At 34.9% G+C, this 12,404-nt stretch carries 12 protein-coding genes; 3 read left to right on the forward strand and 9 right to left on the reverse strand.

Annotated elements, in window-relative coordinates:
* Positions 1-67: 67 nt before the first annotated feature.
* Positions 68-2,467: a glycoside hydrolase family 31 protein gene (locus JMA43_RS11430; protein WP_342156741.1), complete on the reverse strand. Its 2,400-nt coding sequence runs from the start codon at positions 2,465-2,467 to the stop codon at positions 68-70.
* A gap of 304 nt (positions 2,468-2,771) precedes the next feature.
* Positions 2,772-4,682 carry a 1,4-alpha-glucan branching protein GlgB gene (gene glgB, locus JMA43_RS11435; protein ID WP_342156742.1) on the reverse strand — a complete coding sequence of 637 codons (1,911 nt, stop codon included), beginning with the start codon at positions 4,680-4,682 and terminating at the stop codon, positions 2,772-2,774.
* A 166-nt stretch (positions 4,683-4,848) separates the two neighbouring features.
* Between glgB and JMA43_RS11440 the strand changes: the two genes are divergently transcribed.
* The gene (locus JMA43_RS11440; protein WP_342156743.1) at positions 4,849-5,718 is read left to right on the forward strand and encodes an alpha/beta fold hydrolase; all 870 of its coding nucleotides are present in this window, start codon (positions 4,849-4,851) and stop codon (positions 5,716-5,718) included.
* Between the two features lie 70 nt (positions 5,719-5,788).
* Positions 5,789-6,295: a hypothetical protein gene (locus JMA43_RS11445; RefSeq protein ID WP_342156744.1), complete on the forward strand. Its 507-nt coding sequence runs from the start codon at positions 5,789-5,791 to the stop codon at positions 6,293-6,295.
* A gap of 58 nt (positions 6,296-6,353) precedes the next feature.
* Here the strand turns inward: JMA43_RS11445 and JMA43_RS11450 are convergent, their stop codons facing one another.
* Entirely contained in the window at positions 6,354-6,863 is a 510-nt protein-coding gene (locus JMA43_RS11450) for a GTP-binding protein (RefSeq protein WP_342156745.1), read from the reverse strand.
* A gap of 109 nt (positions 6,864-6,972) precedes the next feature.
* On the opposite strand from JMA43_RS11450, the gene msrB reads away from it, so the two are divergent.
* Positions 6,973-7,467 carry a peptide-methionine (R)-S-oxide reductase MsrB gene (msrB, locus tag JMA43_RS11455; protein ID WP_342156746.1) on the forward strand — a complete coding sequence of 165 codons (495 nt, stop codon included), beginning with the start codon at positions 6,973-6,975 and terminating at the stop codon, positions 7,465-7,467.
* Positions 7,468-7,543: 76 nt separating this feature from the next.
* Here the strand turns inward: msrB and JMA43_RS11460 are convergent, their stop codons facing one another.
* The 6 genes from JMA43_RS11460 to JMA43_RS11485 form a co-directional block, all read right to left on the reverse strand.
* Positions 7,544-8,110, reverse strand: coding sequence for a phosphatase PAP2 family protein (locus tag JMA43_RS11460; RefSeq protein ID WP_342156747.1), 567 nt, complete (start codon positions 8,108-8,110; stop codon positions 7,544-7,546).
* Between the two features lie 5 nt (positions 8,111-8,115).
* Positions 8,116-8,343, reverse strand: coding sequence for a hypothetical protein (locus JMA43_RS11465; RefSeq protein ID WP_342156748.1), 228 nt, complete (start codon positions 8,341-8,343; stop codon positions 8,116-8,118).
* 29 nt (positions 8,344-8,372) lie between these two features.
* Positions 8,373-9,749, reverse strand: coding sequence for an MATE family efflux transporter (locus tag JMA43_RS11470; protein WP_342156749.1), 1,377 nt, complete (start codon positions 9,747-9,749; stop codon positions 8,373-8,375).
* A 98-nt stretch (positions 9,750-9,847) separates the two neighbouring features.
* On the reverse strand, positions 9,848-10,621 hold the full coding sequence (gene mazG, locus JMA43_RS11475) for a nucleoside triphosphate pyrophosphohydrolase (RefSeq protein ID WP_342156750.1): 774 nt from the start codon (positions 10,619-10,621) through the stop codon (positions 9,848-9,850).
* Positions 10,622-10,965: 344 nt separating this feature from the next.
* A complete protein-coding gene (locus JMA43_RS11480; RefSeq protein ID WP_342156751.1) occupies positions 10,966-12,003 on the reverse strand; it encodes a hypothetical protein in 1,038 nt (345 codons plus the stop codon).
* Positions 12,000-12,389, reverse strand: a complete 390-nt coding sequence (locus tag JMA43_RS11485; RefSeq protein WP_342156752.1) for a DoxX family protein — start codon at positions 12,387-12,389, stop codon at positions 12,000-12,002. The genes JMA43_RS11480 and JMA43_RS11485 overlap by 4 nt, the downstream gene beginning before the upstream one ends.
* Positions 12,390-12,404 lie beyond the last annotated feature (15 nt).

Genomic DNA, 12,404 nt, shown 5'->3' on the forward strand with positions numbered 1-12,404 from the left:
TTTTTTATTTGTTAAGTTAGTTATACTTACAAAGTGTTGTGTATTAACTACAAAATTAATTAAAATATTATAACCCGATGATATGTAACTCGGTAAATTCTTTTTTAATTGTAAGGTTTGCGTCTCCATTTACGATTAATTCGTGCAAAGGAATATCTACATTATCTATTTGAATGGATGCTATTTTAAAAGGAAGTCCTATTAAATTTACTTTAAAAGTATTGTAGGTTGTTTCGTATTTTCCTTCTTTAAATTGCTGAATAATTAACTCGTTTGGCTTTCCTGTAAGTTTAAAAGTTCTTAAACTGTAACGTCCTTTTTTATAATCGTATCCGTCGCCTGCATCTTCATACACTTGCGATTCTTCCTTCCCTTCTTTAAAATAAACATCTAAACGAAGTTCTTCAATTTCTTTTTCGCCAACATATTGCTGAACTGGATACTTAGGAATAATAGCGCCTTCTTTTATAAAGATTGGAATTTTATCAATATCCGCTTCTACCCAAGACTCCTTCCCTCCTTTTGAAATTTCTCCGCCCCAGTAGTTGTACCAGTTTCCTCGCGGAAGATACATTCTTCTTCCTTTAGAGTTTGGTTCTAAAATTGGACATACCAAAATGTGGTTTCCGAAGATAAACTCATCATTTCGATAATGCGTATGTACATCGCCTTGATCAAAATACACCAACGATTTTAACATCGGAATTCCATACTCGGTATACTCGTAAAACATGGTATATAAATACGGAAGTAACTGATACCTGAGTTCGATAAACTTTCGTGTAATATTGGTTACTTCTTCATCAAAAGACCAAGGTTCTTGATGACCATGATCTCCGCTAGAATGTACTCTGCAAAACGGATGAAAAACTCCAAGCTGAATCCATCGCGCAAAAAGTTCACCAGAAGGTTGCTCCGCAAACCCTCCAATATCGCTTCCTGTAAACGACATTCCACTCATTGCCATACGTTGCACTTGTATATTAGCAATCCATAAATGCTCCCAAGTGGCAACGTTATCGCCTGTCCATGAAGATGAATAACGCTGTGTACCTGCATACGCTGAACGCGTTATCACAAACGGACGCTTAGGAAAAGAATATTTTTTAACTCCTTCATAAGTGGCTCTTGCCATTTGCATTCCGTAGATATTATGCGCTTTTCGATGACTACAATGATGTCCGTCGTAATGATGCCTCACGTCATCTGGGAAGGTTTTTCCTGGAACTTCCATCACTGCAGGTTCATTCATATCATTCCATACACCTTTTATACCCACTTCAGCAATAAGTTCTTGATATAAATTTGCCCACCATTCTCTAACTTTCGGATTTGTAAAATCGGGGAAATTACACTCTCCCGGCCAAACCTTTCCTTTCATATAAGGACCATCGGCACGTTTACAAAAATAGTCGTTGGCAACAGCTTCTTTATAAACCCAATAATTTTTATCAATTTTAATTCCAGGGTCGATAATCGCAATGGTTTTAAAACCATCATCTGCTAGTTCTTCCACCATTCGTTTTGGATCTGGAAAGTATTCTTTATTCCAAGTGAAACAACGAAACCCTTCCATATAGTCGATATCCAAATAAATAGCGTCGCAAGGTATTTGCAAGCTTCTAAATTGCTGTGCAATCTCTTTTACTCTACGCTCTGGAAAATAGCTCCACTTACACTGATGAAAACCTAAAACCCACAAAGGAGGCATCTCTGGTTTTCCTGTTAAATCGGTATAACCTGTTACTACTTGTGGTACAGAAGGACCGTAAATAAAGTAATAATTCATCTCGCCACCATCTGCCCAAAAGCTGGTAATATTTCTACGTTCTTGACAAAAGTCAAAATGCGATTTAAAGGTATTGTCGAAAAAAATTCCGTAGGCAGTTTCGTGATGTAAACCAATGTAAAACGGAACACTTTTATATAGCGGGTTTTGGTCTTTCCCAAACGCATATTGATCGGTTACCCAGTTTTCAATTCGCTTTCCACGTAGGTTTAATTGAGAAGGCTTATCGCCCATTCCGTAAAAACTTTCGGACTCTTGAGAGAACTTACTCATTTTTACAATATTTCCACCAAACTCGTAACTTTCCTCCCAATGAAAACCCAATTCGTCTTCATTTAAAATATTCCCTTCTAAATCTAAAATTGCCAAGCGCAAATCTAATTTAGAAACACGCACTTCCAACTTTGAAGTATGCATACTAAAATGATCTTCAAACTCATTTATCTCCAAATGATTGTAGCCGTATGTAGCGTCATCGCAAATTGCATACGAAAAATCGGGTTCAAAATCTTGCTCTACCGCATACCTAAAACGCAACACGCTGTCGCGCAAAAATGAAATTTGCAAAGCAACATTATTACGGGTGTAAAACGTTATTTTATCGACTTCCTTTTTATGAGCTACTACTTCGGTCGGGAATAAATTTCCTTTGTATTCGAGTTCGGTATTGGTAATCATTACGTTTCTATAGGTTTATTTTTCTGAAATATTTTATTAGTCTATTCGTTAAAACTTAATTTCAAATTTATAATCGTTTCTTTTTATTTCTTAAGTAATATTTCATTTTTGTCTTGACACAAAAACGAAACAAAAAAGTCAAGACTGATTAAAAAAGTATAAAAAAATCTACGGAACCATCCTCCACAGATAAAAAGAACTCGCTTCGCTCAAACAGCTTTTTATCTCTCACCCAAACTGCTTCCTTGATTTTAAATACTTTTTAAAATATGTCGGTTTAAATAAATTTAATATTGAACTTTAATCAAGAAACAATTTTAAAAACTACAACTGCTAGTGGCGGTAAAGTTATTGCTACGGAAAAGTTTTTACCGTTATAAGCTATTGTTTCAATTGAAACAGACTTGCTATTCATAACTCCACTTCCTCCGTAGTGCTGAGCGTCGCTGTTGAAAATTTCTTCCAACCTTCCTTCTTGCGGAACTCCAATTCGGTAATTTTCTCTTACAACAGGTGTAAAATTACACACTATTACCAAGTTATTTTCAATATAATGTCCTTTTCTTAAGTATGATAATACTGAATTTTCTGAATCGCCGTAATTTATCCATTCAAATCCTTCAGCACTAAATTGTTTTTCGTGTAAAGCTGGTTGTTCTTTGTAAAGTTTATTTAAATCGGCTACACATTTTTGTACCCTTTGATGTCCGTTATACTGCAACAAATGCCAATCTAAACTTGTTTGAAAATTCCACTCGGAAGATTGCGCAATTTCATTCCCCATAAAAAGTAAATTCGTACCAGGATGTGTAAACATATAACCATACAACAACCTCATATTTGCGAAACGTTGCCACTCATCTCCTTGCATCCTTCCGAAGATAGAACTTTTTCCGTGTACCACTTCGTCGTGACTGAGCGGTAACATAAAGTTTTCAGAAAAAGCATACGTCATACTAAAAGTAATATCGTTTTGATGGTATTTTCGGTGGATAGCTTCTTTCTTGAAATATTCGAGTGTATCGTGCATCCAACCCATCATCCATTTCATTCCGAAGCCTAGACCACCTAAATAAACAGGTTTTGAAACCATCGAAAAGGAAGTCGACTCCTCCGCAATAGTTTGAACGCCTTCGAAATTTGTATACACTGCTTCGTTCATTTCTTTGATAAACGAAATAGCCTCTAAATTTTCTCGCCCACCGTAAATATTAGGCTCCCACTCGCCCTCTTCTCTGGAATAATCTAAATACAACATCGAAGCAACAGCATCTACTCGTAAGCCATCGACATGGTATTTATCCAACCAAAAAAGTGCATTGCTTATCAAAAAAGCGCGAACTTCATTTCGCTCGTAATTAAAAATTAAACTTTTCCAATCGGGGTGATACCCTTTTTTACGGTCGGGATGTTCGTACAAATGCGAACCATCAAAATATCCTAATCCGTGTGCATCGTCTGGAAAATGCGATGGCACCCAATCTAAAATCACACCAATACCTGCTTGATGCAAAGCATCAACCAAGGTCATAAACTCTTGTGGCGTTCCAAAACGAGAGGTCGGAGCATAATATCCCGTTATTTGATATCCCCAGGAAGGATCGTACGGATATTCCATAACAGGCATAAACTCTACATGTGTAAAATTCATTTCTGTAACATACTGCACTAAAACATCGGCAAGCTCTAAATAATTCAAAGGCCTACCTCCTTCTTCCAACTTTCGTCGCCAAGAACCAATATGTACTTCGTATACAGAAAACGGTTTATCGAGCGCATTGTAATCTTTTCTATGCTTCAGCCAATTGGCATCTTTCCATTTATAAGAAGTGTCCCAAACTATGGACGCAGTATTCGGAGATTTTTCAGCATAAAAAGCAAAAGGATCGGCCTTTTCAGTCTGAATATCTAAATGATGCGAAGTGATTTTATATTTGTAAGCGGTACCATGAGAAATTTCAGGAATAAAACCTTCCCAAATACCCGACTCATCCCATCTTACATGAAGTTGGTGTTCGTCTTTTTGCCAATAATTAAAATCGCCTACCACCGAAACCGACTTTGCCGTAGGCGCCCAAACCGCAAAATAACATCCTTTTACGCCATCGACTTCAATTAAATGAGCTCCCAATTTTTCATAAAGTTTGTAATGCTTGCCTGCTTTAAATAAGTCAATATCAAAAGAAGTAAATAAACTATGCGGTTGTACTTTCATCCGTAAACAAATAGGTTGGTGTTAATTTCAATTCTAATATTCAATATACCATTTTTACTGTTAATCTGTAATTATAAATTCAGAATTTAGCTATCAAATATGCTTCTTAAATGTATAAAAAAAGGATTTAAAATAATACATTGCAACTTCAAATTAGCATTAAATAATGTCAAAAAAGAAAGAAAACTATCAGCAATCGGTTAAAATTCCGAAAGCGATAACCTTATCTGCAAAAACTTTACAATTTATTTCTCCTCAATTGGCAAGCAAATATGTGGCAAAACTATTTGCTACACCCATTAAACATGCCACGCCAAAACGAGAGTTAAAAATGGATGAAGCTGCTAAAAAAGAGTGGCTAACTATTCCTTCGCTTCAAAAAGATGTAATGGTGTATTTGTATGGCCAAAGCGATAAAAAAGTTTTATTGGTACACGGTTGGAGCGGTCGAGGTACGCAACTTTCTAAAATTGCCGACACGCTTTTAAAAGCAGGTTATAGCACCGTTAGTTTTGACGCTCCTGCGCATGGACGCTCAACTGGAAAAACCACTAACATGCTTGAGTTTATTGATACCGTTATGGAAATCGATAAAAAATACGGTCCCTTCGAAGCTGCTGTTGGACACTCTTTAGGAAGTATGACTTTGGTAAACTGTGCCAGTAGAGGATTAAAAACTAAAGCGATGGTTTTAATTGGTAGCGGAGATAAAATTGATGATATTATTTATGATTTTGCCTTTAAATTAGGATTAAAAGAAAAGATTGGAGACCGTTTAAAACTGAATTTTGATAACATTGCAATGGAAGATGTAAACAATTATTCTGCAAGCTTTGCTGCGGAAAAAGTTACAATTCCTGTACTACTTTTCCATGATGAAAACGATTTGGACTCGCCTATCGCTTCTTCTGAAAACATTCATCATAAATTAAAAAATTCAACGCTCATTAGAACGAAGGGCCTCGGACACCGAAAAATATTAGGAAATGATGAAGTTATCAAACAGCTATCAGATTTTATAAAACTACATTCATAAAAAAGTAGTAATTTTAAAAACAAAAATTGTTGGCACAACATTTGTATTCAACTCAATAAACAAAACAATTATGAAAAAAATATTCGCACTTTTATTTGTATCCACATTTATTTTTACCGCATGTGAAGGACCTCAAGGGCCTCCAGGTTTTGACGGAGAAGACGGTGTTAACATCGTTGGTGAAACTTACGAATTTAGCAACGTTAACTTTGCGTCGTCAAACGATTATGTATTTGAAGCTACTTTCAATCCTTCTTTATATGAAGGAGATGTAATGTTAGCATACCGATTAGAGTCTGTTTACAACGGACTAGATGTATGGGAACCACTTCCTACAGTTTCTTACTATAACAATGATACTGGAGATAATTTATTATACAGATACAACTATACGATAAACGATATTAATATTATTGTTGAGTCTTCTAACTTTGCGGCTTTTGGTGCAGAGTATTTAAACAATCAAGTTTTTAGAGTGGTTATTGTTCCTTCAGACTTAGTTAGCAAAGTAGATACAAACAATATTAATGAAGTAATGCAAGCGGCAAATATCAAATCAATACAAACGCTAAACTAACAACATATTGATATAAAAATTACAAATCCTGAAAGTATTTCTTTCAGGATTTTTTTATTCAATAATTAAACTTCAATAACACTTCATCCATAAAACTATGCAAAGTCAACATATCCTCTTTGCTTGCATTCTTTCCTAAACTTCCTATAAAATATAGCACTACCCAAAGTATAATTAATACAACCATTACTCCTATTTGTAGTTTATACGGGTTGTTGATACTCCAATTACTATACGCCCAAACGCCAAAGCCTAAAAACAGTGTTGCCACAATAAAGTGCACAAACATAAACAAACTCCACACCGTAGGATTTGGTCCAAACAAACCGTAAATTTTACTATAAGTAGGATTTCCCTCTATTTCATTTATTTCTAAATGAAGTTGAGGCGACCAAAAGTGCTGTTTCGATTTTGGAAATTTTATAAAAACATGGTCGTCTACTCGAGTTACAATTATTGCTGAATTTACCTTTTTAGCAGTGTCAAAAGCAGTTAATAACTGTTCTTTGGGTAAAGGTATTTCCTTCTGAAATCTTGGACGTAAAACAATGGTATTGGTTGTAGACATTTTTCTTTTTATGGCTTCTGAAGATACAAATTAACTTTAAACAGTGTAAGGTTTTCACTTATTTACAGACTTATACATCAGTTAAAAACTTTAAAATCAATCATTTTACATGAAAAATATTTTCTTATTCATTGGCTGTATGTTGCTCTTAAGTTGCAACGGAAAAGCTCAAAACAAAAACTCGCAACAGGAAGTTAGACAAACAAACAAGTTCCCTGTTACTAAAACTGATGCTGAGTGGAAAGCAGAATTAAGCGAAGCGGAATATTATGTACTTAGAAAAGCAGGAACCGAACGCCCTTTTACCAGCGAACTTTTGGAGATAAAAAAGAAAGGAACTTATGTTTGTGCTGCCTGCGGAAACCCTTTATTCAGAAGCGAACATAAATTTAATTCGGGTACGGGTTGGCCAAGTTTTGACAGAGCTATTGAAGGAAATGTAGCCTATGGTGTTGATAACAAAATAGGTGTTCCGAGAGATGAAGAGCATTGTGCGCGTTGTGGCGGACATTTGGGACACGTTTTTGACGATGGACCAAGTAACACCACTGGAAAAAGACACTGTATAAACGGAGTTGCTTTAAACTTTGTAGCAGACAAATAATATAAACATTGAGGTTTCCCCCAACCTCTCGAATCAGCTATTTAGTGTAATGCTAAATAGTTGATTCCCTTTTTTCTTAAAGCTGAAATCTTTTAATACAATAAAAGTACAGACGAGAAAACAACCAACCTAAAGTCATCCCGATAGCCATTCCTGTGATTACATCTAACGGGAAATGAACTCCGATGTAAATTCGGCTATACGCAACGGCTATTCCCCAAACTACCAATAAAAAAGGAAGCCATTTGTAATTTTTAAAAAGCAGTATTGAAAAGAAAGTTACAACGGCTAGCGCATTGGAAGCATGCGCAGAAAAATACCCAAATTGACCTCCGCAATACGATTTAACCAATCTCATATACGGAATAAGTTGCTCATTATGGCAAGGTCTTAAACGCTCAAATCCGTATTTAAATGCATTCGCTAACTGGTCTGTTACAGCAATCATAAGTGCGACCAACACTAAAACCATTAAAGTTTTTTTCCATTTTAAAGTTCTAAAACACAAAATGAGTAAAAAAACATACAAAGGAATCGACGCCCATTTGTTGGTGATAAACATCCAAAAGTCGTCGTATGGTTTACTTCCTAAGCCGTTTAGAAATAAAAATAATTGTTGGTCGTATGCTATTAATTCCTCCATAACAACTATTCGTCGTATCTACTTACCTCACGGTCGTAAAACTCGTTGGCAGCTTGAATAAGATTTTCAGCTTCAGTTTCTAATTCTCTTTCATCTTCCGCAGTAAAATCTTCCATCCACTCTACTTCATCATCTTCTAAATTGATAATAAAACGAGGATATTCAGTATGAATAATAAAAATTGCATTTGGATAATCAGTATTATCGCCTAATATAAATTTTGGTAATTCCATTTTCTTAAAATATACGTTTTGAACAAAAACTATCCTTTTGAGGCAATTAATTTTTTGGTCAGATAATTAAATCTAAAATACAAAAATATTGCTGCAATTGTGAGTCCCGAGAGTAAACCTATCCAAATTCCCATATTTCCTAGTGATGTTTTTAATCCTAAAAAATATGAAATAGGAAACCCAATAATCCAATAAGCAACAAAGGTAACTAACGTAGGTATTTTTACATCCTGAAGCCCTCTTAGCGCTCCTAAAAATGTAACCTGTAAACCGTCTGAAATTTGGAAAAAAGCAGCAATTAAAAGCAATTGCGAGGCTACCAAAATTACTTCGGAATTGTCTGCCAGATTAACTACATCGTTTTGATCGAGGTAAATTGTTGGCAACCAATGACGGAAAACAATAAAGAAAAGAGCAAAAAACACTTCAATAATAAAAGTTAACACAAACACTGAAATAGCAATACGTCTGAGCTCTTTAAAGTTATTTAATCCCTTTTGATTTCCTACTCTTACCATCGCGGCAACACTCAATCCTACACCAACCATGTAAGTCATACTCGACAAATTAAGCGCTATTTGATTGGCCGCTTGTGGATTTGTTCCTAATACCCCACTTAACCAAACTGCTGATGTGAAAATTGCAACTTCAAAAAACATTTGTAAAGCTGAAGGAAGTCCGAGATTTACAATTTTTTGAATCATTTTCTTTTCGATAACACGCCATTTAAAATTGGTAACATACGCTTTGATTCGTGAGTTTTTCTTGAAGAGCACCCACAAGAAAACAACCATCATAAAACGAGAAACAAGTGTTCCTATCGCTGCTCCAATAATTCCGAGTTCTGGAAAACCAAATTTCCCGAAAATGAAAAGGTAATTCAGTAAAATATTTACAACATTGGCTACGATGGTAGCGTACATTGGATATTTTGTTTCTGAAAGTCCGTCGGAAAACTGTTTTAACGCTTGAAACATAATTAACGGGACTAGCGAAAATGCCACTAAATCTAAGTAAGGAAGTGCCAATTCAACTACTTCCCTAGGTTGATCCATAAGATACATAAGTGGTTTGGCAAAGAGTAAAATCACGAACAAAATAAGTCCGATAATGGTGCTTAAAAACAGTCCGTGTTTTAATGACGATCTTCCGCTTTCGATATCTCCTGCTCCGTCGGCTTCTGCTACCAAAGGTGTAATTGCTGTAGAAAAACCAATTCCTAAAGACATAGCAATGAAAATAAAACTATTTCCTAATGAAACTGCAGCCAACTCAGCTGGTCCCAATTGTCCTACCATTACGTTGTCGGCAAAAGCTACAAAAGTATGCCCCAACATTCCTAAAATTACAGGGAATGAAAGCTTTAAATTATATGCAAACTCTTTTGTGTATTGTTCTAAAACCATGAAGTATTTTTGAGTTTGCAAAGATACATTTTAGGCTTTTGTTGACCTAATGCTTTAAAGTTTCATTTGCTTGAAACTTTTCAACAATTAAAGTAATTTTATAATTGTTTTGCTTCCTCCCAAAAAACGTCCATTTCGGCTAAGGTCATATCGCTTAACGATTTTCCTAATTCTTTAGCTTTTGATTCCAAATACTGAAAGCGCTTTATGAATTTTTTATTAGTACGTTCTAAGGCATCCTCTGGATTGATTTTTAAAAATCGGGCATAATTAATCATGGAAAACATCACATCACCAAATTCGGCTTCCATTTTATCTTGATCATTATTTTCCACTTCTTCTTGCAACTCACCCAACTCTTCCTGAAGTTTTTCAAACACCTGCTTTGGTTCTTCCCAATCAAAACCTACACCTGCCACTTTATCTTGAATTCGACTTGCTTTTACAAGCGCTGGCAAACTATTTGGAACTCCTTCTAAAACACTTTTTTTACCTTCTTTCAATTTAAGTTTTTCCCAATTCTGCTTTACTTGTTCTTCATCTTCAACTTTAACATCTCCGTAAATATGCGGATGACGATAAATCAACTTTTCGGAAATACCATTGGCAACATCGGCAATATCAAAATCGTTGGTTTCACTTCCAATTTTTGCATAAAAAACAATGTGGAGCAACAAATCTCCTAATTCCTTTTTTACTTCATCTAAATTATTATCCAAAATAGCATCGCCAAGCTCGTATGTTTCTTCGATTGTTAAATGTCGAAGCGATTGCAAAGTTTGCTTTTTATCCCACGGACATTGCGTGCGCAACTCATCCATAATGGTTAAAAGTCGATCAAAGGCTTCCAATTGTTTTGCTCTGCTGTTCATGAAGTTATTTTTTATGAAGAAAGTAAATTAACCTCTTAACGATATAAATATCAAAATAAATGGATTTCTACTTTCTGTATTTTAATTATTTAAAAATGTTTTCATTTTTGTCTTGACACAAAAACGAAACAAAAAAGTCAAGACGGATTTTAAAAGCATGAGAAAATCTACGGAAACAACCGCCACAGATAAAAAGAACTCGCTACGCTCAAACAGCTTTTTATCTATGAGCCCACACTGCTTCCTTGATTTTCAATACTTTTTAAATAGGTCGATTTCGCCTCATAATTCATCATTCTTACATCAAACTCACGCTAATTTCTTTTATCTTGAAACTACATTTATTAGTCTGTAAAAGCTACTTTTTTATAGCTTTTGTATTGCAAATAACGCTTTTTTGCTTCAGAAAAAACAGGAAACTCCTCTCCTTTTTCTTTATTCTGTAATGCAATTTTGTAGGCGACTTTCCAAAGAAACAACATTTCCCTCCAAGCATTTATCAATTTAAAATTTGGATCGTAAATATGTGTTGGTTCGGCGCCAACGCCGTTAACTTCTAAAATTTTAAAGTTTTTCTCTTGCTTTAAATCTTCGATAGATTTTGCTCGAATGTCAAACCTTCCGTAGTAAAAACCTTTCATCTGAAAATTTAAATTGTCAAATACTTCTAAGAGTTGCGTATCGAACAAGTTATTTGCATTTATAAATTTAGTGCCTCGGTTATGGTTCCCTATTCGCTCCAAAACAACCTGTTTTCCATTTGGTACAATTTCTCCCCACTGCGATGCAAACTTTTCTTTTAACCTTTTAAACTGAAGTAAAGCTCTCGGTTTACTTTTTACCAACGCTTCAAAAGTTGATTTTCCATCTCCAGTAATACTTAAAAATTCTTTTAAAGTGATAGACGGAATATTTCCTTGTTTTTCATTTGGAAACCGATAATAAAAAACTCCTATTTCCACAGGAAAATCTATATACTCTTGAATGAGATAACTAGCTTTTTCAAAATCAATTTTTGAGAGCTCATCCTTACTTTTACATTGTTGAACCAACAGACCTCTATAGCCAACATTGGGTTTTACAATAATTGGAAATGCTATCGCATGTTTTCGCAACAAAGCTTCTACTTCTTGAATATTAATACCTTTTTCAGCAACAAAACCTTTTGGTTTGTATGGCTCTGGTACCAATTTTAAAGTGTTCTCCTTTCTGTCGCTTAAAATAAAACCTTCCTGAATTGCAGGGTTTACTTTTAAAAAGAAAAACAGACTTTTGGCTTTCAATGCTAAATAAAAATGCTGAAAAAATACTGGCACATACAAAATCCACATGGGCCAATATTCCCACGCACTAAGTTTGATATACCATTGTTTTAATTTCATCGTTTGGAAAGAAAAGGAAGCTTTACATCTTTAACAATTAGCACCGTTATACAACAGATTAAAACAATACAAGCGAGTGCAAATAATGTTCCGCCATCGTTATTGTAATTAATGCCGATTATCGTAATATGAGAAAAAATAGCTCCAATCATGAGTCCGATACCAATAAGCGCTCCAAAGTGAGAAGTTTTTCTAAAAATCAATAACAAACCTGTAACGAGTTCCACAATTCCTAAACCAATTCGCCCCACAGGTTCGGCACCGAGTTGTGTGAATAATTTAATACTGTCGGGATGTGCAGAAAACTTAAAATACAAACTTTGCAAAAGTAAAATTGCAGCAACCAATGCCGCAACTCGCTCGATGTAATACTTTTTGTTTTTCATAATTGATATTGTTTG

It is taken from the genome of Joostella sp. CR20 (assembly GCF_038433465.1).
Lineage (GTDB): Bacteria > Bacteroidota > Bacteroidia > Flavobacteriales > Flavobacteriaceae > Galbibacter.

Excerpts from the sequence above, each read along its gene's own strand:
- JMA43_RS11430 (WP_342156741.1), bottom strand. The coding sequence starts at position 2,467 with ATGATTACCAATACCGAACTCGAATACAAAGGAAATTTATTCCCGACC.
- glgB (WP_342156742.1), bottom strand. The coding sequence starts at position 4,682 with ATGAAAGTACAACCGCATAGTTTATTTACTTCTTTTGATATTGACTTA.
- JMA43_RS11440 (WP_342156743.1), top strand. The coding sequence starts at position 4,849 with ATGTCAAAAAAGAAAGAAAACTATCAGCAATCGGTTAAAATTCCGAAA.
- JMA43_RS11445 (WP_342156744.1), top strand. The coding sequence starts at position 5,789 with ATGAAAAAAATATTCGCACTTTTATTTGTATCCACATTTATTTTTACC.
- JMA43_RS11450 (WP_342156745.1), bottom strand. The coding sequence starts at position 6,863 with ATGTCTACAACCAATACCATTGTTTTACGTCCAAGATTTCAGAAGGAA.
- msrB (WP_342156746.1), top strand. The coding sequence starts at position 6,973 with ATGAAAAATATTTTCTTATTCATTGGCTGTATGTTGCTCTTAAGTTGC.
- JMA43_RS11460 (WP_342156747.1), bottom strand. The coding sequence starts at position 8,110 with ATGGAGGAATTAATAGCATACGACCAACAATTATTTTTATTTCTAAAC.
- JMA43_RS11465 (WP_342156748.1), bottom strand. The coding sequence starts at position 8,343 with ATGGAATTACCAAAATTTATATTAGGCGATAATACTGATTATCCAAAT.
- JMA43_RS11470 (WP_342156749.1), bottom strand. The coding sequence starts at position 9,749 with ATGGTTTTAGAACAATACACAAAAGAGTTTGCATATAATTTAAAGCTT.
- mazG (WP_342156750.1), bottom strand. The coding sequence starts at position 10,621 with ATGAACAGCAGAGCAAAACAATTGGAAGCCTTTGATCGACTTTTAACC.
- JMA43_RS11480 (WP_342156751.1), bottom strand. The coding sequence starts at position 12,003 with ATGAAATTAAAACAATGGTATATCAAACTTAGTGCGTGGGAATATTGG.
- JMA43_RS11485 (WP_342156752.1), bottom strand. The coding sequence starts at position 12,389 with ATGAAAAACAAAAAGTATTACATCGAGCGAGTTGCGGCATTGGTTGCT.